The following is a 25,036-nucleotide window of genomic DNA, read 5'->3' as shown; positions in this document are numbered from 1 at the left end:
TACTAGAGGATCAGTCAGCTGAGGATTAATGGGTTGTGTATGTCCTCCCGCGAGGCCAGGATGGCGCCGACCACCCGGAAGGCCACCTCGAGGTCGGTGAAGTTCTCGACCCGGTGATCGCGGAGGATCTGAACCCCGGCGGTGACGCTGTCGCCGCCGAGGAGACACCCGACGACCATCCGGTCGGTGCCCTTCGAGAACCTGACCACCTCCAGGGCCAGGTCGGCCAGGTCGACGACCGCCGTCGGGACCGAGATCACCACGGCGATATCCCAGAGTTCCCGCCGTTCGATCAGCAGGTCGAAGACCCGGGCAAACCGTTCGGTGCTGGCGTCCCCGACGATGTCCATCGGGTTCTGGTGGTTCCACTTATCCGGGAGGAACTGGTTCAGGGCGGCCAGCACCTCGTCCGGCAGGGGGACCAGGTCGATCCCGTACAGGGCCGCGTAGTCGGAGGCCAGCACGGCGAATCCCCCGGCACTGGTGATGACGACCGTCCGCCGGCCGGCCGGGTACCCCTCTGAGACGAGGAGCCGGCCGGCGAGGAACGCCTCGGTGAGCGACCGGGCCATCACGACGCCGGCCTGGGTGAGCGCGGCCCGGTAGACCGGGTCGTCACCGGCCAGGGACCCGGTGTGGGAGGAGGCCGAGTGCTTCCCGATCACCGAGGAGCCGGCCTTGACGGCGATCACCGGCTTGGTGGCGGTGACCCGCCTGGCCACCTTCATAAACCCGCACCCGTCCCGCAGCTCCTCGATGTAGAGGATCACCGCCCTGGTGGACGGGTCGTGCTCGGCCAGTTTCAGGTAGTCCTGGAACCCGAGGTCGGCCTGGTTCCCGACGCTGGCCACCAGGGAGAAGCCGATCCCGACCGGAATCGACCAGTCGACGATCATGGTGATCACCGCCCCGCTCTGGGAGATGAACGCCAGGTCCCCGCTCTTCGGGGTCACCGGGTCGAAGGTGGTGTTGATCCTGGCCCCGGGGAGCATCATCCCGAGCGAGTTCGGGCCGACGACCCGGATGTTACTGGCAGCGGCCAGGGCGAGCACCTCCTCCTCGAGGAGCCGGCCGGCCTCTCCGGTCTCCCGGAACCCGGCCGATATGATCACGACGATCCGGGCCTGTTTTTCGGCGGCCTCCCGGATCACCCCCGGCACGGCGGCGGCAGGGACGGTCACGACCACCATCCCCACCGGCCCGGGGATGGCCAGCAGGGAGGGGTAGGCCTTCCTGCCGAGGATCTCCGGGTAGTGCGGGTTCACCGGGTACAGCTGTCCTGGGAACGGGAGCAGGTTCCGGAGGACGGCGTACCCGATCTTGGCCGGGTCGGCGGTCGCCCCGACGACCGCGATCGCTGAGGGGAGGAAGAGGGACGGGTCCACCAGTTCGTTCTCTCTGCAGGCGGGATAGACCCCCTCGGGGTCTTCGTAGAACCGTGCGTCGACGGCGACCGCCCGGTCCTGGTACAGGCGGAGCGGGTTGATGTCGAACTCGGTGATGGCCGGCTCGGCATCGAACCAGGCGGCGATCCCGAGGATCAGATCGACCAGCAGGGCTTCATCGAGGGGAGGGCTGGACCGGTAGCCCCTGATCAGCGGGTACCCCTTGATGCCCCTGACCATCCCGGCCACGTCGTCCCGGTCGAACGGGAGCACCCGGATGGTGACGTCATGGATCAGTTCGACCAGGACGCCGCCGAGGCCGAAGGTGATCGCCTTTCCGAAGGCCGGGTCGGTCCTGCCCCCGATGAACAGTTCGAGCCCCGGGGGCACCTGCTCTTCGACGAGGAACCCCTCGATGACCGCCCCGGGGACGGCGGCGGCCACCGATACGGAGATCTGCAGGTAGGCCGCCGCCACCGCCGCCCGGTCGGCGAGGTTCATCGCCACCCCGCCGGCATCGGTCTTGTGGACCACCTCTGCCGAGACGACCTTCAGGACCACCGGGAACCCGATCGCCGCTGCCGCCTCCTCCGCTGCCAGGGAACTCGTAACACGCCGGTATTTCGGGACCGGCACCCCGGCCCTGCCGAGCAGCGCATATCCCTGATCCTCACCAAGCAGCCGTTTCATCAGGGCTATCAGGTACGCAGAGACGGTTATACCTTTCCTGCACGCAGGTGGTCGGGAGCAGGGTGAGAGGCGTGTCCCCGAAGAATTCCTTTATACCCATCGTCGCCGAGAGATCTTCACCTGAGAGAGTGAGAGGTATGACCATCCATCGATTTCCGTTCCTGAACAAGACCAGAAAGAATGCCGCAGCGGCCGGGATGATCCGGGAGGAGTGCGACCTCTTCGCCGGCTCGACCACGCGGGGCGACCTCGGCGCCGCCATGGCCGCGATTGTGCTGCTGTACACCCCCGCCGACATCAGGCAGATGCAGAGGAACTTCAAGACGAAGATCAGGGATATCGACGAGGATTACCGGGAACCGCTCTATCTGAAGGTGACCGAGCACCTCCTCGGCACCTACCAGCAGATCCGGCTCCTCTCCCAGCAGGGGGCGTTCTCGCGGATGGAGACCCCCGTCAGCCCGGAGAACGGCCGGTACTGGGCGATGGTCTCGGCCGCATGCAGCGCCCGGGCAGAGGAGAAGGACCCGCGGCTGGCGTTCCTCAACTACCTGCTCGCCGGCTTCTGCATCTTCGTCCTCGATGAACCCGCCCACCCGGTCGGCACCCCCTTCCCGGGCGGCGACACCGTCGAATGCGAAGACGGGGTCTACTACTGCCCGGTCAGGGAGAAGTCCAGCGAGATCGATGCAGGGTTCTGCCGGTTCTGCCCGGCCCTGCAGACGCCCGAGGGCGGGTACATCTCGCGGGGGGCGAGCGAGCACCGGAAGCAGGCCTACATCGACCATTACTTCCGCAACTACAACGGGTGATCCCGGGACCGGACCGGGCAGGCCGGCCCGGTTCTACCAGAATGGTTCTACCAGAACGGTTATTCATCCGCGAACACAATTTTGAGGTATGCACACCGGGCCGGAGACGGGAACGAACAGCGAGCAGCGTGACGAGGAAGGGTTCATCCAGACCCGGGATGGAAAGGTCTGGTACCGGATCGCCGGTGCGGGATCCGCCGGGATACCGCTGCTGGTCCTGCACGGCGGCCCGGGATTTCCGCACGACTACCAGGAGCCGCTCGAAGCCCTGGCAGACGAGCGGCCGGTGATCTTCTACGACCAGCTCGGCTGCGGCCGGTCGGACCGGCCGGACGACCCGTCCCTCTGGACACTCGAACGGTATGTCGACGAGGTGGCGGCGGTCAGGGAGGGGCTCGGGCTGAAGACGGTCCACCTGCTCGGGCAGTCGTGGGGGACGATGCTGGCGGTGGCCTACCTGAGCAGGGAGGGGACGGCCGGGGTCGTCAGCACCGTCCTCTCTGCTCCCTATATCAGCACGCAGCGCTGGATCGCCGACCAGCGGGCCTACCTGGCCGCGATGCCCGAGTCGGTGCAGGAGGCGGTCAGGGTCCACGAGGCCTCGGGCGACTATGCAGCGCCGGCCTACCAGGAGGCGATGACGGCCATCTACCGCGAGCACCTCTGCCGGCTCGAGACCTGGCCGGCCTGTCTGCAGCGGAGTATGGACGGCTGCGGGACGGCGATCTATGAACAGATGTGGGGGCCGAGCGAGTTCACCGTGACCGGGACGCTGCAGAACACGGACCTGACCGACCGCCTGCCCTCGCTGACGATGCCGGTCCTCTACACCTGCGGCGAGTTCGATGAGGCGACGCCGGCCACCACCCGGTTCTACCTGGAGCTAACCCCCGGTGCTGAGATGATCGTCTTCGCCGGCGCTTCGCACCAGCACCACCTGGAAGCGCCGGAGCTGTTCCTCGCCGCGGTCCGCCGGTTCCTGGCTGCCGCTGAAGAGCGGCGATGACCGGGTGGCAGCAGATCCTGCCGGCCCTGCTCGAACGTCTGGACCCGGAGGGGGCGGCGGTCGACCGGCGACGGGTGACCTGGGGGACCACCGCCTACCTGGTGCCGGCCTTCGACCGCTCGGCCCTCCAGTTCTCGCTCCCGATCCTCGTCCCGCGGAGACTCTTCGATGAGCTGCCGCTCGATCCCCGGGGCGTGGACGGGGCGGTCGCCTGTCTGATCGAGCAGTGCAAAACGAAGGCACGGGAACGGGCTGATCCCGCCCTCGACCCGCTGACCGGCAGGGGGACCCGGTTCCCGCACCGGTACCAGGCGATCACCGAACCGTATTCGCTGATCTCCTCCCCGGCCCTCATCGGGGAGGGGCTCTGGAAGGCGGGCGGCCAGAACTATGCCGACGCCGACGGCGTCCACCTGACCCTGACCGGGGCTCTTCGGTACGGGCTGTCAGAGGAGCCCGGCGAACAGCGGCGGGTCGTCGAGGAGCTCGCGGCCCTGGTCCGGGCGGTCGCCGGGGCCGTCGACCGGGTGTCGCTCCGCCTCCTCGAACGGGAATGGATCAACGCCCTCGACCAGCGGCTGCTTCGGGACCGCCTCCCGGCGCTCGGGCTGGTCTCGTTCATCGGCGACGGGACCAGGCCGGCCCGCCAGTGCACCGACGCCCGCTGCTTCTTCCGGGTCGCCGGGATCAAGGCCGGGGTCCACGTCCCGTTCGCCTGCCCGCCTGAACTGGAACCGATCGAGGTGGAACTGCCGGCCAGCCACCAGGTGATCGCCGGCCTCGGGGTCAGGGAGCGGGAGGTGCTGGCGATCATCGGGTCCAACGGACAGGGAAAGTCCACCATGCTCCAGGCCGTGATCGCCGGGGTCGACGATCACCAGATCGGTGACGGTCGGGAGCATGTGATCACGAGGTCTGAGCCGGCCATCGCCGAGGCAGGGTCGACCGAGCTGCGGGGCACCGACCTGAGCCTCTTCTTCCGGGCTCTACCCCCGGGGATGAGCGGGAGCCCCGAGGCCGCGTTCGGCCAGGGGAGCGGGTCGATGGGGATGGCCTCGCAGATCCAGCAGGCGATCGCCGGGGAGGAGGATCTGCTCGTCTTCGACGAGGACCGGTCGGCGGCCAATTTGCTGGTGCCGGGCTGCCTCTCGGGGCCGGAGGTCCGGGTCCTCTCGACCCTGCTCGCCGAGGAGCGGGAACGCCTCGGGGCGACATCGCTCGTCTTCACGGCCGGGACCCTCGACATCCTGGTCGCCCAGGCCGACCGGATCCTGGTGCTGGACGGTCACCAGGCGACGGCGATCGGCCGGGCCGCCTACCGCAGACGGCTGAAGGATTATCTCTCGAAGGTGCTCGAAGCGCTCTGAAAACAATTTCGCTACTTTTAGAAACCCCCGCACCATTCCATTACAGAACATGATGAAGCGTGGATGGTATGTGGTTGCAGGCGCCCTGCTCGCAGTTCTGATGATCGGAGCGGGCTGCACGACAGTGCAGAGCGAAGTACAGAGCGGAACCGGGGACACGCTGGTCTTCTACACCGAGCAGTATCCCCCGTACAACTACCTGGAGAACGGCACGCCGACCGGGATCATGGTCGATATGCTGAACGCGACGATGACAGAGATGGGCAGGGGGCCGGCCGAGATCCGTGTCGCCTGCTGGACCAGCGCCTACCAGACCGTTCTCTCCACGCCGAACACGGTCCTCTTTGCGACCTCGCGCACCTCCGACCGCGAATCGCTCTTCACGTGGGCCGGCCCGGTTCTGACCGAGAAGGCGGTCGTCTTCTCGTACCGCGAACGGCCGGTCGCGGTGAACAGCACCGCCGATCTGAAGCGCTACCGGATCGGGGTGGTGGCAGATGACGCGGCCATCGGGAAGCTCCGGGCCCTCGGGGTCCCGGACGGGCAGATCGTCGTCGCCGCCGATCCCCAAACGATGATCAGGCAGGTCCAGAACGGCACCACCGACCTCTTCGCCTACGGCGAGGGGGCCGGCCACTTCTGGATCGCCCAGTCCGGGACCAGGCCCGGCCTCTTCTCGAACGTCGCCACCATCGGAGAGGAGCCGGTCTATTATGCGTTCAACCGGAACACCTCCGACCAGACCGTCCAGGCCTTTTCAGCGGCCCTCAACCGGTCCGCCCAGAAGGACCTCGACCGGGTGCTCGCCACCTATCTGCCCGAGCGGGGCCTTGCCCGGCTCAATTATCTGACCGAAGAGTCAAGGCCCAACAACTTCGTGGCGAACGGAACGGTGCAGGGGATCGCGGTCGATCTCCTCAACGCAACCCTCGCCCGGCTCGATGTGCCGGCGAATGCCACATCCGTCAGGGTCGTCCCCTGGACCGAAGGATATGCAGAGGCCCTGAACACCAGCGACACGGTCCTCTTTTCAACCGCGAGGACCCCAGACCGGGAGAACCTCTTCCAGTGGGCCGGCCCGATCGTTTCGCACGATTATGTGCTCTTTGCTGACAGGACCAGGAACATCTCGATCGCAAACGATACCGACCTCGCCCGGTACCGGATCGGAGCCGTCACGGACGACGCCGCTGCCCAGTGCCTGGCCGACCATGGTGTACCGAAGGACCGGCAGGTGCTCGACACCAGCGCAGCGGCAGGGATCAGGCGGCTCGCGGCCGGAGAAACCGATCTCTTCGCCTATGCCCTCCAATCTGGCCGGCTGGTGCTGAACAGGACGGTCTCGGATCCCGGGAGGTTCCAGGAGGTGTATACGATCGGGGGGAGCGACCTCTACTATGCCTTCAACCGGAATGTCTCGCCGGCGCTGGTCAGATCCTTCCAGCACGGGCTCGACGCTGTGAAGAGCCAGAAGGATACGAGCGGGGTCTCGGACTATGACCGGATCCTCGACTGGTATACCGCGGCCAGGTGACGGCGACCGGATCGTCAACAGGGCAGGAGACGCTCTGAAACAATTTCGCTACATCTATGTGCCTCAATCGCCAATATCCTCGATCGAAGTACATGATGAAGCATGGATGGTATATGGTTGCAGGCGCCCTGCTCATCGTTCTGATGATCGGAGCGGGCTGCACAACCGTAAAGAACGAAACCGGGGATAACCTGGTCTTCTACACCGAGCAGTACCCGCCGTACAACTACCTGGAGAACGGCACGCCGACCGGGATCATGGTCGACATGCTGAATTCGACGATGACAGAGATGGGCAGGGGGCCGGCCGAGATCCGGGTCGCCTGCTGGACCAGCGCCTACCAGACCGTTCTCTCCACGCCGAACACGGTCCTCTTTGCGACCTCGCGCACCTCAGACCGCGAATCGCTCTTCACGTGGGCCGGCCCGGTCCTGACCGAGAAGGCGGTCGTCTTCTCGTACCGCGAACGGCCGGTCGCGGTGAACAGCACCGCCGATCTGAAGCGCTACCGGATCGGGGTGGAGGCAGATGACGCGGCCATCGGGAAGCTCCGTGCCCTCGGGGTCCCGGACGGGCAGATCGTCGCCGCCGCCGATCCCCAGACGATGATCAGGCAGGTCCAGAACGGCACCACCGACCTCTTCGCCTACGGCGAGGGGGCCGGCCACTTCTGGATCGCCCAGTCAGGGACCAGGCCCGGCCTCTTCACGACGGTCGCCACCATCGGGGAGGACCCGGTCTATTATGCGTTCAACCGGAACACCTCGGACCAGACCGTCCTGGCCTTTTCGCAGGCACTCAACCGGTCCACCCAGAAGGACCTCGACCGGGTGCTCGCCACCTACCTGCCAGAGCGGGGTCTCGCCCGGCTCACCTACCTGGCCGAGGAGGCCCGGCCGTACAACTACGAGGCGAACGGAACGGTGCAGGGGATCGCGGTCGATCTCCTCAACGCAACCCTCTCCCGGCTCGATGTGCCGACGAACGCCGCATCCGTCGGGATCGTCCCCTGGACGGAAGGGTATGCGAGCGCACAGAACAACAGCAGCACGGTCCTCCTCTCGACCTCGCGGACCCCTGAACGGGAGAACCTCTTCCAGTGGGCCGGCCCGATCGGACGGAACGACTATGTCCTCTTTGCAGACAGGACCCGGAACCTCTCGATCGCGACCGACGCCGACCTCGCCCGGTACCGGATCGGTGCCGTCACCGACGACGCCGCGGTCCAGTACCTGGCCGGTCACGGGGTGTCGAAGGACCGGCTGGTGCTCGACACCAGCGCAACGACAGGAGTCAAACGGCTCGCCGTCGGCGATATCGACCTCTTCGCCTATGCCGTGCAGCCCGGCCATATCGTGCTGAACAGCACGGTCACGAACCCTGAACGGTTCCAGGAGGTATACACCGTCGGGGGGAGCGACCTCTACTACGCCTTCAACCGGAATGTCTCGCCGGCGCTGGTCAGGGCCTTCCAGCACGGGCTCGACGATGTGAGAACCCATAAGGATACGAGCGGGGTCTCGGACTACGAGCGGATCATGTACCGGTATGTAGCGGTCAGGTGTGCACCCTCGGCAGTGAGCGAGGGGCAGGTGACCGCCCTCGTCGACCGGACCGGCACCGATCTCGCCGGTGACGCGGCCAGGACCCTGCAGCGGATCAATGACGGCGAAGCCCCGTACCGCGACCCGGCCCAGAAGGATCTCTATGTCTTCGTCTACGACACGAACGTGACGATGGTCGCCCATGCAGACAACCCGACCATGATCGGGCAGAACTACCACAACAGGACCGACGTCACCGGCGACCCGTTCCGCGACCGGATCGTGGCCGGGGCGCTGAAGAACACCACCGGATGGGTCGACTACGTCTACACGAACCCGACCGACTTCAACCTCTTCACCAAGACGACCTACTACCGGCTGGCCCACGGGAGCGACGACAGGGACTACGTGGTCTGCGCCGGCACCTTCAGGGAGTGCCCGGCCTGAACCGCCCGGAGGGACCGGTCAGGAGAATGGAGAGGGGCGAGCCCCTCACCCCCGGGTGCCGGCCCCGGGTGCCGGCTCGAAGAGGCCGGACCGGGGGTCCTGACCCGACCGAGAGTCGGAATGCGCATGAGAGGGTAAGAATCGAAGAACATTAATATAGCTCCACGGTCGATCATTGCAAAACCAGCATACGATGATCGCCAGATACCATGTCCTCTATGTCGATGACGAACCCGCCCTTCTCGATCTAGGCAGAATTTTCCTTGAAGAATTCGAGGACTTCAGGGTAGCCACCGCCCTGAGCGCACTCGAAGCGATCCAGTTGCTCGAACAGGAGCGGTTCGACGCCATCATCTCCGATTATCAGATGCCGGGGATGGACGGCATCAGGTTTCTTGTCGAGGTGCGGAGACGCTTCGGATCGATTCCGTTCATCCTCTTAACCGGCAGAGGACGGGAGGAGGTGGTCATCCAGGCCATCAACAACGGTGCCGACTTCTACCTCCAGAAAGGCGGGGATCCGATATCACAGTTCGCGGAACTCGCGCACAAGATCCGCATGGCAGTGGAGCGGCGCGCCACGGCGCAGGCACTCAAAGAGAGCGAGACCCGGTTCCGGGCCCTCATTGAGAACGCATCCGACATCATCCGGATCATCGACCGGGACGGCCGGATCGTCTTTGACACGACAGCCTCCGAGCACCAGCTCGGCTATCCTCCGGGATTCACCATCGGCAAAAGCCCGATGGAGTTTATCCACCCCGATGATCTCGAGAAGGTGAAGCGGGATCTCGCCGAGGTCTATGCCGGCACCAACCCCGGAACCCCGACCGAGTTCCGGATCAGAAGAGCGGACGGGTCGTATACCTACGTGGAATCCCGCGGGAAGAACCTCATCGGAGTCCCTGGCGTCGACGGGATCGTGACGACCACCCGGTTCATTGACGAGCGGAAGAAGGCGGACGAAGCACTGATCCAAAATACCGAAGAACTCTATGCAGCCTATGAGGAACTGGCGGCGACAGAAGAGGAACTCCGTGCCAACCTGGATGAACTGACCAGGCAGGAACAGGCGCTGCAGGAGAGCGAGGGGCGTGTCAGGCAGAAACTGGAGAGTCTCCTCGCCCCTGAGGGCGATATCGAGTCCCTGGACCTGGGGGACCTCATCGATACGCAGGCGCTCCAGGTGCTCATGGATGATTTTACCAGGCTGACCGGCATGCTGACGGCGATCCTCGACACGAAAGGAAAGGTGCTGGTGGCTTCAGGGTGGCAGGAGATCTGCACCAGGTTCCACCGGGTCAACCCGGTCACTGCCGGGTTCTGCACCGAGAGCGATCTCCAGCTCTCCGACCATATCAAAAAGGGCGAATACGTGGCCTATAAATGCAGAAACAATCTCTGGGATGCTGTAACGCCCATCTCTATCGGGGATCGGCATATGGGCAGCATCTTCACCGGCCAGTTCTTCTATGACGACGAGGTCGTCGACGAATCGGTCTTCATCGAACAGGCCGAGAAGTACGGTTTCGACCGGGACGAGTATCTGGCAGCGTATCGCCGTGTTCCCCGGTACAGCCGGGAGAACGTACAAGACCTGATGGGCTATCTGGGGAAATTTGCAGAGCTCATATCACGGCTCAGTTACAGTAATCTCACACTTGCCCGGACGGTGATAGAACGGGATACCCTCCTCGCATCGCTGCAGGAGAGCGAAGACACATTCAGAACGCTCGTAGAGAACATTCCCCAGAAGATCTTCATGAAAGACCTGAATGGCCGGTATCTCTCGAGCAATGAACTGTTCGCCCGTGACCTCGGCATTCGACCCGAAGAGATCGCAGGCAAAGCGGACGTCGACTTCTTCCCGCCCGACCTCGCTGCAGAGTACCACGCAGATGACGTCAGGGTCATAGAGACCGGGCAGACAGAAGAGTTTGAAGAGCGATACCTTCTCCATGATGAAAGGGAGACCTGGATCCACATCATCAAGACCCCGGTGAGAGATAAGGATGGCAGAGTCGCAGGGGTGCTTGGCATCTTCGGGGACATCACCGAGCGCAGGCGGGCGGAGGAGGCGCTGAAGCAGGCGAACAGGAAACTCTCCCTTCTCTCCAGTCTCACCAGGCACGACATCACCAACCAGCTCACGCTTCTGATGGGACACCTCTCCATCCTTGAGATGATGCAGGCCGGCCCGGGACTGCATGATTATTTCCAGAAGGTTTTGACCGCAGCACAGCGGATCTCGGCCATGATCCAGTTCACCAGAGAATACGAGGCGATCGCTGTCAAGCCCCCGGTCTGGCAGGACGCCCGCACACTCGTCGGCACTGCGGCTGGGCAGGTCTCGCTCGGACCGGTCGTGCTGAAGAACGATCTCCCTGCCGGCATGGAAGTCTTCGCCGATCCGCTGGTTGCCAGGGTCTTTTACAACCTGATGGATAATGCGGTGCGGTACGGCGGGACGATCACGACCATCCGGTTCTCTGCTGAGGAATATGGTGATCATCTCGAAGTCGTCTGCGAAGACGACGGCGAGGGTGTCGCTGCAGAGGAGAAGGAGAAGATCTTCGAGCGGGGGTTCGGGAAGAACACCGGGCTCGGGCTGGCCCTGTCGAGAGAGATCCTGGATATCACCGGCATCACCATCCGCGAGACCGGTGAACCGGGAAAGGGTGCACGGTTCGAGATGATGGTGCCGAAGGGATGGTACCGCCGTGTGCCCGGTGAAACCAGGTGACCGGCATCGAAGGGATGGATCGACGGACTGCCTGCCCGTTGCTGGAGGGTGACGCTTACCGGATTACCCCGAGCGATCCCCCCGCCGGCACGGTCACCGACCTGGTCGTGCTGGTGGATCCGGCTGCACCGGTCGCGGTCTGTTTAATGGTGTAGGTGCCGGCCTGCCAGTAGGTGTACTGGAATGTTCGATACGCCGTGGTCGTGCCGTCGCCGAGGTCGTACCGGACCGAGGTCGCGTTCACCGAGGTGTCGGCGACCTGGATCCCCATCGAACCCGGACCGTCTGGGAAGGTGACCGTGAAGTTGGCAGCCGGCAGGTGCTGCTCGGTCGGTGCCGGGGTCACGGTGGGGATGACCGGGTCGGTGACGTTGATGCAGTCATCGACCGTCTTCACCTGCGTGCCGTTCGGGCCGATCGCATAGAGGGAGACAGTGTACTTTCCGGCGGTGTCGTAGACATGCACCGGGTTCTGGTCGAACGAGGTCGCTCCGTCCCCGAACTGCCAGTAATAATACTGGACCGACCCGTTCACCGACTCGTTGAACTGGACGGCGAGCGGCGAGCGGCCGGCCGTCACGTTCGAGGAGAACCCGACCGTCGGCGGGTCGGTGACGGTGATGTACCCCGGCTTCTGCGTGTAGACGCTGCCGTAGTCGGCACCGGAGGCGACCAGCGTCACGGTGTAGGCGCCCGGGATCGTGTAGGTGTGGACCGGGTTCTGCTCGGTCGAGGTCGCCCCGTCCCCGAACTGCCACTCGTACCCGCTCGCATCAGAGGACTGGTCGGTGAACTGCACGGAGAACGGAGTCGACCCTGAGGTCGCGTTGGCCGTGAAGTTGGCAGCCGGCACCGTGTTGACGATGATGCACCGGTACTGGATCGCCGTATCGCTCCCCCAACCGCTCGACGCCGTCAGGGCCACGTTGTAGGCGCCGGTCTGGTTGTAGGTGTGGGTCGGGTTCTGCTCGGTCGAGGTGGAACCGTCCCCGAAGTCCCACGTCCAGGCGGTCGGAGAGCCGATCGACTGGTCCAGGAACCGGACCGAATAGGGGGCCTGGCCGACATGACCGAAGGCGTAGAAGCCGGCCGTGACCGTCGGGGGCCAGACACGAAGCGGGTAGCGATCGATATTGCCTGTTCCGAGGGTATACGGATCGTCGCAGAAGCCGTCGTTGTTGATATCAGGATCAGTCTGGGAGAACCCGGTCCCATCCGGCGTACCCCAGAAGTTTCCACCGATCGACGGACCGCCCATGATGTTTGGCCCGGCAGCCCGGTCGAGGTTCCAGAGGTTGGCGCCGGGACCCGCTACGAAAACATTCTGGAGGCTGTTGAAGCAGTTGTTATAGATGGTATTTCCTGATCCGCTTTCAGTGAGCAGCCCACATATCGTACTGCTGGTGATGGAATTCCCTTTCACAATATTGTTGTTCGAATTTGAGAGAAGGGCGAGACCATATATGTTGTCGGTGAAGGTGTTCCCACTGATAGTATTTCGGTCACAGTCTCCGATCATGTAGATACCAAGCAGGCTACCGGTGAAGGTGTTGTCACTGATCGTGTTTGACGTACAGAAATCGATAGTGAAGATACCTATTCCTTCGCTGAAGGTGTTGCCCGAGATGGTGTTCTCCGTACAGTTATTGAAAAGGAAAATATCGCCTTCATTGCCGGTCATGACGACATCCTGTACCGCACTATCCCGGGAATGCTTGAAGAGGATCCCATAGGTCCAGTTGTCCAGGTGCATATTCTTGATGGTGACGTTGGAGATCGGGACGGTCTGGTTATCACCTTCCGGATTGACAAAGATACCGGGACTCAGATTTTGCATCCCATGGATCGTATGGTCCTGGCCGTCAAAGACGACATCGGATGCATTGATCACAATCAGTGGTTCCCCGGAACCGCCGGTGACATCATTCATGAGTTCATAGGTGCCGGACTCGTTGATGAACACCGGACCCGGACCATACACAGGAGTGCTCGCCCCAGTTGGAACGATCAACAGCAGAAGACAGGCCGCTGCCAGCAGGATCAGCAGCGCCCGATTCGTCTCTCGAACTTTTAACATCATACTTCAACCTCTCTATACCTGTGATCAACCGGATCGTACAAGATACTACAAAAATGGCCAAGTCAGCATATAACTCATTCTAAATGGATGAGGATTCCATCCCCCTGAAAAAATAAGAGATGCTCGTCTACCTACGCAAAAAAGAGATACAGAAAGAATGGGAGATTAAACTTCGCCGGTCCGGGCGAAGCTGATCCAGTTGATGTTGACATAATCGCTCGGGAACGCAAGCCTCAGCCGGTGCTGGCCGGCCGGCAGGGTGACCGGCACCGGGACGGTCCGGAAGACCGGCCAGTCGCCGGTGTTCGGGACGGTCACGGTCGCAATCGGCGTCGTTCCGTCGTCCAGATAGACCTGGACCGATGAGCCGGTGTAGGAGGAGGCGACCCGGAACCCGGCGTCATAGGTGCCGGCGGTGCTGACGTTCACCGTGTACGCGAGCCACTCGCCGGACCGGATCCAGCCGATGTTCGGGCTGTTGTCGGTATCGAGGACTTCAAGGTCCACATCGTCCTGCCGGTAAGCCCCGCCTGCGTTGCCGGTGGTGGTGTCATGGTAGGCGACACCCTCGCCGCCGACATCGTAATCCTCGGCCTGCAGAGTGCCGGGGAGGTTGTGCGGCTCGTTGAACGCCGAACTGGTCGTGGTGGTCGGTACGACCGTCGTGACCGTCGGGATCACGGTGGTGTTCTCCGGTGCCGGCGTTGTCGGGGTCGGCGTCACCGGGGCGGTGACGGTGATGCAGTCATCGACCGTCTTCACCTGCGTGCCGTTCGAGCCGATCGCATGGAGGGAGACGGCGTACTTCCCGGCGGTGTCGTAGACATGCACCGGGTTTTGGTCGAAGGAGGTCGCTCCGTCCCCGAACTGCCAGTAATAATACTGGACCGAACCGGTCGTCGACTCGTTGAACTGGACGGCGAGCGGGGAGAGGCCGGCAGTGGTATTCGCCGAGAACCCGACCGTCGGCGGGTCGGTGACGATGATGTATCCGGGCTACTGCATGAAGACGCTGCCGTAGTCCGCACCAGAGGCGACCAGCGTCACAGTGTAGGAGCCCGGAGTCGTGTAGGTGTGAACCGGGTTCTGCTCGGTCGAGGTCGTGCCGTCCCCGAACTGCCACTGGTACCCGTTCGCATCAGAGGACTGGTCGGTGAACTGCACGGAGAACGGAGTCGATCCTGAGGTCGCGTTGGCCGTAAAGTTCGCCGCCGGCACCGTGTTGACGATGATGCACCGGTACTGGATGCTGGTATCACTCGCCAGGTCGTTCGAGGTGGTCAGCGCCACGGTGTAGGCGCCGGTCTGGTTGTAGATATGGGTCGGGCTCTGCTCGGTCGAGGTGCTCCCGTCCCCGAAGTCCCACGTCCATGCTGTTGGCGAGCCGGTCGACCGGTCCAGGAACCTGACCGGATAGGGAGCCTGGCCGACATGGCCGAAGGCGTAGAAGCCGGCGGTGATGGACGGTGGAGTCGCGACATGAAGCGGGGAATGATCGGTATTGTTTGTTTCAATGATATACGGTGCATCACAGAACCCGTCATTGTTGCCATCCGGGTGGGTCTGGGAGTAGCCGGTTCCGTCAGGGCTGCCCCAGAAGTTTCCACCGAGGGAGGAACCGCCCACGATGTTGGTGCCGGCGGCCGGAGTCGTGTTCCAGGCGTTGACACCGATGGGACTATTGAAGTAGGTATTCTGGGGGTTGTTGAAGTTGTTGTTGACGATCGTGTTTCCGCTGATCAGAGCGGGCCGCCCGGTACCGAAGTCGAGCCCGTGATCATTTCCAGTTACCGTGTTCTCGCTGATCGTGTTCCCGCTGATCGGACCGGAAGGGAAGAGGATCCCCCACGTATTTCCAGTGATCGTGTTTTCGCGGATCGTATTCATGGTGGTGTACGACTGGAGGTAGAGACCGGTAGAGAAATCAGCAGGACTGGTATTTCCGGTTACCGTGTTCCTGCGGATCGTGTTCTCGCTGGACCGAAAGAGGTAGATACCCATGGTATTGCCGGCGAGGGTATTGTCACTGACCGTGTTTAAGTCACAGGAGGCAAGGAAGATACCACCCTCGCAGTCACTGACGGTACAGTTGGTGACGGTGTTTTCTGTACAACCTGGGCCGAGCTGGATCCCTATTTCGTTCCCGGTCGTGGTGACTCCCTGGATTGCACTGTGTGTTACTCCTCTTAAGGAGAGCCCGTATGACCAGTTTGCCCAGTTGCTCAGGCGTACATTCCTGATGGTGACATTGGTGACCGGGGTGGAGCCGTTCGGGATCCAGATACCCGGCCCGTCCATTTGATTCCCATCGATCAGATGACCCTGACCGTCAAAGACGACGTCAGATGCAGTGATCCCGATACCCCTGCCAAGGGTGCTCGTGATATCCTGCACGAGCACATAGGTGCCGGGCTCGGAGATGGTCATCGGCCCGGTCACATCGATCGCAGCCGCCGGAGAGACCGGCAGCAGGAGACAGGCCGCTGCCAGCAGGGCGAAGAAGAGGCGGAATGGCTGGCGACCCGACCCGGACATCACCTCACCTCCAGGGAAGGCAGCGGCAGAGCCCGGGACGAAGAACCTCCGACGCAGACGCCAGGACCGGATGGCAGGGCGTGGCCGGCCTTCAAAATAGTCAGGGGAATCCCCGCTGCGCCTTGAAAGGAACAGGAGACCGTGACCAGCACGCTCAGCAGCTCCTGTCTCATCATATCAAAAATGAATGTCATCTCTGTTCCTCGTTGGCCCTGCAGTCGAGCGGGGTTGAACGTAAATAGAGGGAAAAGGGGTTCGCGGGATAAATAGAATCCGATTTTCGACGAATCATCCGTTTAAAAAAAAATTATCCTCTGATCGTGAAAATACTCGATGTCATCAGATGCCTGCACGAAAATTCCGGATTCCCATGAGACCGAATTATATAAAAATAAATTTCGAGAGAAAAACGATCAGAATCTCCCGGCGACTGATCCTGTGGCGAACGGTCCATCCTCCACCGGGACGGGCGATACCGGGACGGATGCCGGGTGTACGGCACACCCGGTCCGTCGAAGTCCCGCCGGCGCGGTCTACATCCCCTCGATCTGCTCAGCCGGGCAGAAGTTGCAGATCGAGGAGGGCAGGTCCTTCTCCTTCTCCCGGATCGGGCAGAGGAACCGTCGCCCCTCCTCTTTGACGAAGAACCCGCCGGGAAACGGCATCCCGACCGGATGGCCGGGCCGGCCGAGGACGAACATCATGAACCCGGTCATCAAGTAGTAGAAGAGCCGATGACGGGGGGTCCGGAGGTGGCCGGAGACCCCGGGCCGTTCGTCGTTCGAACGGAGGCAGCTGGCCGGGATCATCGCCAGGTAGCCGGCGAAGAGGACCGGGTCGGCGAGCGGGGTCTGCATGCGCTGAAACTCACCGGACCGGTGCATCATCAGCAGGTGATGGTGGGCCCCGAAGATCTGGGCCGTGAAATGCGGACCGATCGCCTCCCTGTACGGGGACGGGAGGGCGGCCACCTCCCGGCGCAGGTGACCGCCGATCACCTGCAGTTCAAAGACCGAGTACGAGAGGGTGACCTCGGCGATCAGGACCCCGAGCTCCCCGCTGGTGCCGGCACCTGCGAGGCGTGCACAGGTCTCTGCGATCGCATCGAACTCCTGCTGATCTGAGGGTGTTAGCCGGCCATGGGGGACCGGGACGGCGACAGTCTCCATGCGTGAAAAGATCTATCGATTCTTGAGGAAAAAAGGGTTCGCTATCCGGCCTGTGGATCGTGCAACCGGATGTACTCGAGCAGTTCCTTCGAGAAGTCGGACTCGAGCCGGAGGGCCTGGTAGTCGATGACGATCCCGTTCAGGTACTGCATCAGCAGCTGGGCGCCGCCGGCGCCGGTCGGGATGATGCCGGTGAAGATGAACCCGAGGTCCTCGAGGAGATCGGCGGCCGCGGCCGTGGCCGGGTCCAGCAGGTCCAGGCCCGCCTCGATCACCTGCACCCCCTCCCGCTTCAGCCTGATCACCTCGTGCCTGACCGCCGGGGAGAGGTCGGCACCGAACCGGGTGAAGTGGATCGAGGCCACGAGCATCCCGGTCTTGACCCCGCTCTGCAGTTCTGTTCTGACGGTCTCATCGAGGAATTGACCCGGTGCGATCGTCGCCGGGAGACCGATCTCGGCACAGATCGCAGCGACCATCCCGGCATGGACCGGCGGCGGATAGAGGGTGACCGGGGCCGGCGGGACCAGGTGCTTGCAGGCGATGATCACCGATTCGCGCTGCGCCAGGTCCTCGGCGATCCGGTGGAACGAGAGGGTGGCCGGCGCATGGGCGAGCAGAAACCCGGCGGTGCGGTACCCGAGCTTGTGAAAGACATGCTGCGAGATCGTGTGAGCCGTGACCGGCTGGGTGAAGAGGCAGGTCAGCCCCCGCTCCCGGCCCACCTCTTCGAGGAACGTGACCAGGCGGGGGACGACCGCGTGACCCCGGTACCGGCACTTGGTCGCCGCGATCGCCACCTCGGCCGACCCCGGGTCGAGCGGGTCGAAGACCAGCGCCACGTGCCCGGCCACGTCGCCGGCACCGGTCACCGCCACCGCCGAGACGAGCGAACCCTCACGGTTCATCGCCCGGAGCCGGTCAGGGTAATAGATGTGCTCGTACACGTACGAGTAGCCGTAGGCATCGTAGACGCACCGGGCCACCTCGACCGCCTCGGCCGGGTCCATCAGCCGGATCGCGATCTCGCCGGGGTCGGTGACGACGTAATCGCCGGTCTGCACCGGGTGCGCCGCCGCCCCTTCGAAGATGGAGGGATGCGGCAGGTACCTGACGAACCGGGTCTCCTTCCCCCCGGTCCCCAGGTTGCAGAACTCCATCTCGTCCATCAGGTGCCGGATCAGGTGACTGCCCAGCCCCGAGGAGGCCGCCTTCCCGTCCAGGTCCGGGCGGTAGTCCGGGATCTGTGCCGGGTCGAACGGGAGGCCGGTGTCGTGGATCCTGATCTCGAGGCCAGTCGGGGTCACGACCCCGGTCAGCCCGCAGACCCCGCCCCCGTCCGGGTAGGCGTGGGTGATCACATTGGAGACGGCCTCCTCGACGGCCACCTCGATCCGCTGCCGGTCGCGCTGGTCGAAACCGGCGAGTTCGGCGATGTCGCCGACCAGGTGGAGGGCCATCGGCAGGTACTGCCGCTCTGCCGGCACCTCCAGCCGGCAGCGGTCCCGGTCCTCGGCCTTCATCACCGGTCCCTCGCCAGCCGGTTGTCGACGATCCGCCGCAGTTTCCCGGTCCTCGGGTTGACGATCAGATCGTCGGACTCGATCCACTCGACCGCCAGGGGATGGACCAGCCCGTCAGAGAGGAGATCGGTGAACATCGGCCGCCCCCGGTAGACCGCGGCCCGGACGGTCTCGGTGACCGATGCCGGCACCGCCGCACCCTGCCGGGTGGCGATCCGGAGGGTCAGCAGGTCGCGCCGGTCCTGGTGGGTCACGACCAGCTGGAACCCGGTCACCTCGACCGCCTGGTGGAGGTCGACCAGGATCGCATGGATGTCGTCGTAGTTCAGGGTCATCGGCCCGACACGGGCACCCTCCTCTGACCGGCCGAGCAGCCGGAACCGCCGGTCCGGGGTGCCGGGTTCGTCCACCCAGACCCCGCGGTCGCCGGCTGGGTACCGGATCACCGGCATCAGCAGACGGGTCAGGTTGGTGACCACCACCCGCCCCTCCCGTCCGACCTCCTCGATCGGGAGGCCGGTGCTGTCGTCGACGATCTCGATGATGCTGGAGTCGCCGAAGGTCCGGTGTTCATTGAACCCGCAGGACGGATCGCCGTACCCGATATGCCCGGCGTCGACGCTGGCGTAGCCGACGGTCAGCACCGAGATCCCGGGAAAGACCTGGGCGAGGAGGTCCCGCTGGTCGGGATACATCGCCTCGCCGCCATAGTAGCACCGGTCGATCGAGAGGGAGATCCCCTGGTCGCGGACGTACTCGGCCAGGTGGAGCAGCGTGGTCGGCACCCCGAGCAGCACGTTGACCCTGTAGTCCTGCAGGGTGTGGACGATGAACTCGAAGGGTGCGGCCCCGCCGATCGGGAGGGTCAGCACGTTCGCATCCGAGTTCTGCAGCGAGTCGTTCAGGAAGATGAAACTGGTGTACAGTTCCCCGGCATAGAAGAGGTTCGCGATCCGGTCCCCGTCCGCAAGGGAGTTCTTCGCCAGGCCGGAGCCGAAGACCCGGGTGAATTCTGTCCACTCCTCCTTCGTATAGACCGTGAACTTCGGCTGGCCGGTGGTCCCGCCGCTCTTGTAGAGGTATCCACCTTCGGCCCCGAGCGGCGAGGTCATCACCCTGCTCGTCGACTGCCCGTGGGCATCCCAGTACGCCGTCTGGTCTATCACCGGCAGGTCGGCAATCTTCCAGCCTTCAGTGGGGACGTCGCTGTACAGGTCCCGGTAGAAGGGGGAGTGTTCGCGGGCGTACCCGACCACCTGCTCGAGGGAGTGGACGGTCATGCCTGCACCCCCCGCCGGTCGATGATCGTTTTGAGTTTCCCGCTGTTCGGGATCCGCTCGAAGGCCGAGGACGCGACCTGCTCGATGAAGAGGTCGGTGGTTTTGAACTCGACGACCGAGAGGAACAATTCAGGGTACTGATCGATCAGCATCTGGCGGACCGTCCCGGCGTCGAGGCCGCTGCCCGCATCGATCCTGACCGTGACCTGCTCCTGCCCGCCCTTCAGGTCGAGGATGAGCTGGACCTCGCCGGCATAGGCGAGGTGCTCGGTCAGCAGGTTCACGAACTTCCGGTAGTTCAGGAACGGACCGCCCGACCGGAAGACATCCCCGTGCCGGCCCATCAGTTCGAACCGCGGGCTCTTCCGGCCGCACGGGCACGGGCCCTCCACCCACCGGCCGGTGTCGCCGATCTCGTACCTCTGGATCTGCTGGCCGTGCCGCTGCCGGGAGGTGAGGATCAGCCGTCCGACCTCGTCGCCGACGACCGGTTCGTCCGATTCGAGCTTCAGGATCTCCAGCCACTGGTTCGCGGTCATCAGGTGGTGGACCCCGCCCTCGCAGTGCGGGCAGGCGAAGGCCAGCGGGCCGGCGTCGTTGGAGCCGTAGACCGCCGACCTGATCATCTCGATCCCGAACTCCTCGCGGAGATGGGCGACCTGGGCGGCGGTGAAGTGCTCGCCGCCATAGAAGATCTTCTTCACCCCTCCGTACTCTTTGAGGAGGTCCCCGTGCTCCTCGAAGAGGGCGTTCAGGTAGACCGGGATCCCAAGCAGGGTGTTCACCCGGTACTTGACGATCGCCTCGGCGACCTCCCGGGTCTCGGGGACGGCCGTCATCGGGAACTGGACCGCCCCGAGGTCCTCGAGGATGGTGAAGAAACTGATGAACCCGCCGTACAGGTGGCCGGCGTTGAAGAGGTTGATGCACCGGTCGGTGGCCGGGTCGAGCCCTGCCGCGAAGAGGCCGTCGGCCGCCGCCGCCATCTGGTCCCGGTAGTCCTGGTACGAGAAGACCGAGAGCTTCGGCGCCCCGGAACTCCCCCCGCTCTTGAAGGAGAGGTGTTCGGTCTTCGGGTCGACCACGACGTGGTGGAAGTCGTCCTTGGTCATCACCGGCGTCCCTTCAGGCAGGAACGGAGCGGTCGGGGCGACGAACTCGGCGAGCGAGGCCACCCCGTCGCCGAGCGAGCCCGGGTCGACCGAGACCCGCCGGGAGTACCGCTGCAGGGCGTAGACCCCGTCGTGCGGCTCGCCGGGGTACGAGGAGAAGGCCATCCCCGGCTGCCTGACCCGGTCGACTCCGGCGGCGATGAGCAGGGAGGAGACCTCGGCCACCTCGTCGCGGGTGCACCCGAGGGTGACGGTCTGGAGGTATGAACGCATCGGACGGAGCGTGCCGACGATCCGGTCCCTGGTCAATGGTTTGATCCAGAGGGTCCGGAAGAGCGGCGACGGGCGGAGCCCGGGTTCGGGGTCGACCAGCAGCCGCCAGCTCCGGTCGGCCGGCTCGACCACGGCCCCGCGGTCCAGGCAGCCCTCCAGCCTGACCAGCTCGGTGACGGTGGTCACCTCGGCGGCCTCGGCCCGGTCGGGGAGGGTCCGGGGGAAGGTCGGGGCGACCGTGGCCAGCACCGATCCGAGCCGTTCGGCAAACGCCTGCAGCTCGACAGGGTCGCTCGTCTCCAGGTACAGGCACTGGGGGCTTGAACAGGCCTGCTGCTCGAGGATGCAGACCTCCTCGGCGACACCGCGGAGGACGGCCGGGTCCTCCCGGGCCGCTGCCGTCAGGTACGAGACCGAGATCCGGTGCCCCCAGACGATCACCTCGGTGCCGCGGGGGGCCTCCTGCTCGACCGCGTCGACGGTCTCCTCCCCGCCCCAGACCGCGATCCCGTCGGCCAGGGCGAAGAGGGCGTGGAGGGGTCCCTGCTCGGCAGAGGAGAGCGGGAGGACGTAGACGAACGGGGCCAGCGAGCCGGTCAGGTCGGCGTCGACGAGCGCCTGCAGCAGCAGCTGCGGGAACCGGCCGCTCTTCCTGCTGGTCTTGAGCAGGTTGATATTACCTGAGAGCAGCCCCTCGATGACGCTGAGCGGGCCGACGGTCGGGACGTTCGCCGGAGCCAGGTGGACCAGCACCCCCAGGGGCGCCCAGCCCTCGAAGACCGGGTCGGTGTAGGTCACCCGCCTGATGGCGAACGGGTCGACGCTGCCCAGCTCGCGGCGCAGTTTCTGTTCGAGGTTCTCCTGTGCGAGGAACCGGCCGATCGTCGCCAGGGTCTGGTCAGCCTCGGCCGACGACTGGCCGGTCTCGGTCAGGGCCTGCTGCAGGTCCGGGATCGTGCCGGCCAGGATCGCCGCACCGAGCCGGTCGGCGGCAGCCAGCAGGACCATGGGGTCCAGGCGGAGGGCGAGGTCGTCGGCCAGGAGGGCCGGCAGGGATGCGAGCAGCTCGGGGAGTTTCGCGGCGTCCCGGATCTCGCCGCGCCAGAGCACCGGTGCGGCCGTCATAGCGCCTCCCTCTTCAGCAGTTCTGCAGCAGCCACGGCGCAGCTCCGGTTCCTGGAGACGCCGGCCCTGCCGAGCACCTCGAAGTACGGGGTCTCGAGGCCGCAGGGGCAGTCGCGGTGCATCACCGCGAGGTCGCCCATCAGCACGCTGACGGCCGGCACCGAGGTGGTGTGCGGGGTGATGAAGTGGAGGAAGCCGGGCTCCCCGTCGTCGAGGGGCTGGAGGGTGGTGACATCCCGGATCAGCACCCGCGACCAGACCGGCTGGTGGAGGTGGTGGTGGGCGCACTCCACGTACGGGACCGAGTGCTCGACCGAGCCGTAGCCCTCGCGGCAGCGGTCGTCGGGGATGCCGAGCCGGTCGGTGATCAGGGCGTACAGTTCTTCTTTTGGGATCTGTTTGCCGGCCGCCCCCTTCCAGCCGCCGCCGAGGAAGACCAGCGAGTCGGGCGGGAGGGTGACCGAGATGCCGAGGTCGCGCATCCGCACCAGCGTGAAGTACAGGAACGAGGGGAACCCGAAGATCCGCACCGGCAGTCCCTCGTCTGCATACTCCTGCAGGGTCCGGATCGCCCCGAAGAGGTCGAACTCGTGTGAGCCGGTGCCGGTGGCCCGGAGCGCGTAGCTGACCCGGGAGGCCGGGGCGAACCTGCAGAGGAAGGTGTTGGTATGCGAGGTGCCGAGGCGGGAGGCCGGCACCGGTTCATAGGCATAGAGCAGGTAGTTGGTCTGCTGGTTGGGTTTTATCCACTCGTAATACGAGAAGATGGCGGCCACCATCCCCTGCCCGGAGAGGAGGGTGAAGGGATCGTAGAACATCTGGCTCTTCTGCCCGGTGGTCCCCGAGGAGGTGAGCGAGGAGGTGAGGGTCGACCGGTCGACAGAGAGCAGTTCGTGCGTCTTGAAGAAGTTGGCATGGACCGCCGGGATCCTGGCCAGATCTCTGACCCGTTTGATCGCGGCCGGATCGATCTGCTTCGACGTGAGAAGAGCCGCAAAGAACGGCGAGCGCTGCTGGTGCCAGAGCAAAATCTCCTGCATCGCCCGGAGGAAGAGGTCGTCCTGCTCGGGGCCGGTTCGATAGGGGTCTCTGCTGTTGCAGAGGAGCTGTACAGACGCCAGCGCTTGGGGGTCTGGCACCATCAGAGGTTCTGTTCGTTGCGTGTTCATACAAGATTCTCCTGTGAAGTAGCAGGGGGTTGAGAGACTTTCGGGATGACGAGAACAGCCAGCGAAACGACGATCGCGGCACCGCTGTTCAAAAGGATGACGCCGTTGATCGGGCCGATCCCGGTCAGGAATCCGTTGAGCAGGTAGGTCAGCGGGACGACGGCCACACAGACCATCGACAGCACGGCAAAGAACCGTCCCTTCATCGCCGGGGGGACGACAGCCTGGAAGAGGGAGAGGGCCATCGTGTTGACGACAGCGACCGCCACGCCGGCGCCGATCAGTTCGAGGGCATAGATGTACCGGTCGGCCGAGAGACCGATCGCGGCCTCCATCAGCCCGAGCAGCAGCATCCCGGCAAAGATCAGCGGGTAGGTGTGCGTGGGGGTGCGGCGGGAGAAGCTGAAGTACAGGGCGGTCAGCCCGGATCCTGCGGCCAGGCAGGCCTCGAAGACGGCCACCCAGGTGACCGACGCCTGCATCAGGTCGTTGACGATCATCGGGATGAAGAGGAGGAGCGGGGCCGAGAAGAAGTTGAAGACCCCGAAGAGGGCCATCAGGTAGAGGAGAGGGCGGTGAGAGGTGAGGAAGGTGAACCCTTCCCGGAGCTGCTCGAAGTACGGGACCGCCGAAACCACGGCCGGCAGATTGACCCGGATCGAGAGGATGAAGAGGAACGAGGCGCAGAACGAGAGAGCGTTGAAGAGGAACGCGCCGGCGACCCCGTAGATGGCCATCAGCACGCCCCCGAGCAGGGCCCCGAGGATGCTGGAGAGGTAGACGACGCTGGAGTCGACGGCCACGGCTGCAGCGAGGTGCTCCTCGTCGACCAGCTGCTGCAGCGACGAGCTGACCGAGGCCTCGAAGAGCGGGACGAAGACCGCGATGAAGAAGGTGATCAGGTACAGCACCGGCAATGTCAGCGTTCCCGTCGCAATCAGCAGAAAGAGCAGGGCCGCCAGGCTCCCCCTGCAGAGATCGGCCAGGAGCATGCACTTCCTCCGGTCGAACCGGTCGACCAGCGTACCCATGAACGGTCCGAAGAGGACGATCGGGAGGAGGTTTAAGGCCATCAGGATCCCGAGGTTGATCCTGCTGTCGGCATCTCCCTGGGAGATCACCCACCAGGCCAGGGCGATGGTGAAGAATTTGTCCCCGATGGAGGAGATCAGCCTGCCTGCGAAGAGGTGGCGGAAGTCCCGGAAGAGGACGAGCGGATGGTTGCTGGAGATGAACACCCGA

At 64.3% G+C, this 25,036-nt stretch carries 16 protein-coding genes and 2 pseudogenes; 6 read left to right on the top strand and 12 right to left on the bottom strand.

The window, feature by feature from the left end; translation table 11 throughout:
* Positions 1-14: 14 nt before the first annotated feature.
* A complete protein-coding gene (locus ACFKSJ_RS13060; RefSeq protein ID WP_440950224.1) occupies positions 15-2,075 on the bottom strand; it encodes an acetate--CoA ligase family protein in 2,061 nt (686 codons plus the stop codon).
* 137 nt (positions 2,076-2,212) lie between these two features.
* Between ACFKSJ_RS13060 and ACFKSJ_RS13055 the strand changes: the two genes are divergently transcribed.
* The 5 genes from ACFKSJ_RS13055 (at position 2,213) to ACFKSJ_RS13035 (ending at position 8,785) form a co-directional block, all read left to right on the top strand.
* Positions 2,213-2,887 (top strand): DUF2115 domain-containing protein, encoded by a 675-nt coding sequence (locus tag ACFKSJ_RS13055; protein WP_440950223.1) that lies wholly within the window; start codon positions 2,213-2,215, stop codon positions 2,885-2,887.
* 88 nt (positions 2,888-2,975) lie between these two features.
* Positions 2,976-3,893 carry a proline iminopeptidase-family hydrolase gene (locus tag ACFKSJ_RS13050; RefSeq protein WP_440950222.1) on the top strand — a complete coding sequence of 306 codons (918 nt, stop codon included), beginning with the start codon at positions 2,976-2,978 and terminating at the stop codon, positions 3,891-3,893.
* A complete protein-coding gene (locus ACFKSJ_RS13045) occupies positions 3,890-5,260 on the top strand; it encodes a P-loop domain-containing protein (protein WP_440950221.1) in 1,371 nt (456 codons plus the stop codon). The genes ACFKSJ_RS13050 and ACFKSJ_RS13045 overlap by 4 nt, the downstream gene beginning before the upstream one ends.
* A gap of 49 nt (positions 5,261-5,309) precedes the next feature.
* On the top strand, positions 5,310-6,794 hold the full coding sequence (locus ACFKSJ_RS13040; protein WP_440950220.1) for a substrate-binding periplasmic protein: 1,485 nt from the start codon (positions 5,310-5,312) through the stop codon (positions 6,792-6,794).
* Between the two features lie 113 nt (positions 6,795-6,907).
* The gene (locus ACFKSJ_RS13035) at positions 6,908-8,785 is read left to right on the top strand and encodes a transporter substrate-binding domain-containing protein (protein WP_440950219.1); all 1,878 of its coding nucleotides are present in this window, start codon (positions 6,908-6,910) and stop codon (positions 8,783-8,785) included.
* On the opposite strand, the gene ACFKSJ_RS13030 is transcribed toward ACFKSJ_RS13035, so the two are convergent.
* Positions 8,743-8,913 (bottom strand): hypothetical protein, encoded by a 171-nt coding sequence (locus ACFKSJ_RS13030; protein WP_440950218.1) that lies wholly within the window; start codon positions 8,911-8,913, stop codon positions 8,743-8,745. The genes ACFKSJ_RS13035 and ACFKSJ_RS13030 overlap by 43 nt on opposite strands.
* A gap of 65 nt (positions 8,914-8,978) precedes the next feature.
* Here ACFKSJ_RS13030 and ACFKSJ_RS13025 point away from each other — a divergent pair, with 65 nt between their 5' ends.
* A complete protein-coding gene (locus ACFKSJ_RS13025) occupies positions 8,979-11,528 on the top strand; it encodes a PocR ligand-binding domain-containing protein (protein ID WP_440950217.1) in 2,550 nt (849 codons plus the stop codon).
* A 55-nt stretch (positions 11,529-11,583) separates the two neighbouring features.
* Here ACFKSJ_RS13025 and ACFKSJ_RS13020 read toward each other — a convergent pair whose 3' ends face one another.
* The 10 genes and pseudogenes from ACFKSJ_RS13020 to ACFKSJ_RS12975 all read right to left on the bottom strand — a co-directional run bounded on the left by ACFKSJ_RS13020 (position 11,584) and on the right by ACFKSJ_RS12975 (position 25,032).
* On the bottom strand, positions 11,584-13,605 hold the full coding sequence (locus ACFKSJ_RS13020) for a PKD domain-containing protein (protein WP_440950216.1): 2,022 nt from the start codon (positions 13,603-13,605) through the stop codon (positions 11,584-11,586).
* Between the two features lie 168 nt (positions 13,606-13,773).
* Positions 13,774-15,090: pseudogene (locus ACFKSJ_RS13015) on the bottom strand (PKD domain-containing protein); the annotation flags it as partial.
* A gap of 108 nt (positions 15,091-15,198) precedes the next feature.
* A pseudogene (locus tag ACFKSJ_RS13010) lies at positions 15,199-16,035 on the bottom strand (NosD domain-containing protein); the annotation flags it as partial.
* Positions 16,036-16,142: 107 nt separating this feature from the next.
* Positions 16,143-16,316 (bottom strand): hypothetical protein, encoded by a 174-nt coding sequence (locus ACFKSJ_RS13005; protein WP_440950215.1) that lies wholly within the window; start codon positions 16,314-16,316, stop codon positions 16,143-16,145.
* A 360-nt stretch (positions 16,317-16,676) separates the two neighbouring features.
* Positions 16,677-17,312: a DUF2115 domain-containing protein gene (locus ACFKSJ_RS13000; protein ID WP_440950214.1), complete on the bottom strand. Its 636-nt coding sequence runs from the start codon at positions 17,310-17,312 to the stop codon at positions 16,677-16,679.
* 41 nt (positions 17,313-17,353) lie between these two features.
* Entirely contained in the window at positions 17,354-18,835 is a 1,482-nt protein-coding gene (locus ACFKSJ_RS12995; RefSeq protein ID WP_440950213.1) for a GNAT family N-acetyltransferase, read from the bottom strand.
* A complete protein-coding gene (locus tag ACFKSJ_RS12990) occupies positions 18,835-20,115 on the bottom strand; it encodes a phenylacetate--CoA ligase family protein (RefSeq protein WP_440950212.1) in 1,281 nt (426 codons plus the stop codon). The genes ACFKSJ_RS12995 and ACFKSJ_RS12990 overlap by 1 nt, the downstream gene beginning before the upstream one ends.
* Positions 20,112-22,625: an acyl-CoA reductase gene (locus tag ACFKSJ_RS12985; protein ID WP_440950211.1), complete on the bottom strand. Its 2,514-nt coding sequence runs from the start codon at positions 22,623-22,625 to the stop codon at positions 20,112-20,114. The genes ACFKSJ_RS12990 and ACFKSJ_RS12985 overlap by 4 nt, the downstream gene beginning before the upstream one ends.
* Positions 22,622-23,794 carry a LuxE/PaaK family acyltransferase gene (locus ACFKSJ_RS12980; RefSeq protein WP_440950210.1) on the bottom strand — a complete coding sequence of 391 codons (1,173 nt, stop codon included), beginning with the start codon at positions 23,792-23,794 and terminating at the stop codon, positions 22,622-22,624. Before ACFKSJ_RS12980 ends, ACFKSJ_RS12985 begins: the two co-directional genes overlap by 4 nt.
* Positions 23,791-25,032, bottom strand: coding sequence for an MFS transporter (locus tag ACFKSJ_RS12975; RefSeq protein WP_440950209.1), 1,242 nt, complete (start codon positions 25,030-25,032; stop codon positions 23,791-23,793). Before ACFKSJ_RS12975 ends, ACFKSJ_RS12980 begins: the two co-directional genes overlap by 4 nt.
* Between the last annotated feature and the right edge of the window lie 4 nt (positions 25,033-25,036).

The sequence above is a fragment of the Methanosphaerula subterraneus genome (assembly GCF_052055875.1).
GTDB lineage: Archaea > Halobacteriota > Methanomicrobia > Methanomicrobiales > Methanospirillaceae > Methanosphaerula > Methanosphaerula subterraneus.
This window is presented reverse-complemented; position numbering and strand designations above follow the sequence as displayed.

What these genes read in the sequence shown, in the direction of transcription:
- ACFKSJ_RS12980 (WP_440950210.1), bottom strand. Translation starts at nt 23,794, where the DNA reads ATGAACACGCAACGAACAGAACCTCTGATGGTGCCAGACCCCCAAGCG.
- ACFKSJ_RS13050 (WP_440950222.1), top strand. Translation starts at nt 2,976, where the DNA reads ATGCACACCGGGCCGGAGACGGGAACGAACAGCGAGCAGCGTGACGAG.
- ACFKSJ_RS13035 (WP_440950219.1), top strand. Translation starts at nt 6,908, where the DNA reads ATGGTTGCAGGCGCCCTGCTCATCGTTCTGATGATCGGAGCGGGCTGC.
- ACFKSJ_RS13020 (WP_440950216.1), bottom strand. Translation starts at nt 13,605, where the DNA reads ATGTTAAAAGTTCGAGAGACGAATCGGGCGCTGCTGATCCTGCTGGCA.
- ACFKSJ_RS12990 (WP_440950212.1), bottom strand. Translation starts at nt 20,115, where the DNA reads ATGACCGTCCACTCCCTCGAGCAGGTGGTCGGGTACGCCCGCGAACAC.
- ACFKSJ_RS13040 (WP_440950220.1), top strand. Translation starts at nt 5,310, where the DNA reads ATGATGAAGCGTGGATGGTATGTGGTTGCAGGCGCCCTGCTCGCAGTT.
- ACFKSJ_RS12995 (WP_440950213.1), bottom strand. Translation starts at nt 18,835, where the DNA reads ATGAAGGCCGAGGACCGGGACCGCTGCCGGCTGGAGGTGCCGGCAGAG.
- ACFKSJ_RS13005 (WP_440950215.1), bottom strand. Translation starts at nt 16,316, where the DNA reads ATGAGACAGGAGCTGCTGAGCGTGCTGGTCACGGTCTCCTGTTCCTTT.
- ACFKSJ_RS13030 (WP_440950218.1), bottom strand. Translation starts at nt 8,913, where the DNA reads ATGCGCATTCCGACTCTCGGTCGGGTCAGGACCCCCGGTCCGGCCTCT.
- ACFKSJ_RS13025 (WP_440950217.1), top strand. Translation starts at nt 8,979, where the DNA reads ATGATCGCCAGATACCATGTCCTCTATGTCGATGACGAACCCGCCCTT.
- ACFKSJ_RS13055 (WP_440950223.1), top strand. Translation starts at nt 2,213, where the DNA reads ATGACCATCCATCGATTTCCGTTCCTGAACAAGACCAGAAAGAATGCC.
- ACFKSJ_RS13000 (WP_440950214.1), bottom strand. Translation starts at nt 17,312, where the DNA reads ATGGAGACTGTCGCCGTCCCGGTCCCCCATGGCCGGCTAACACCCTCA.
- ACFKSJ_RS13060 (WP_440950224.1), bottom strand. Translation starts at nt 2,075, where the DNA reads ATGAAACGGCTGCTTGGTGAGGATCAGGGATATGCGCTGCTCGGCAGG.
- ACFKSJ_RS13045 (WP_440950221.1), top strand. Translation starts at nt 3,890, where the DNA reads ATGACCGGGTGGCAGCAGATCCTGCCGGCCCTGCTCGAACGTCTGGAC.
- ACFKSJ_RS12985 (WP_440950211.1), bottom strand. Translation starts at nt 22,625, where the DNA reads ATGACGGCCGCACCGGTGCTCTGGCGCGGCGAGATCCGGGACGCCGCG.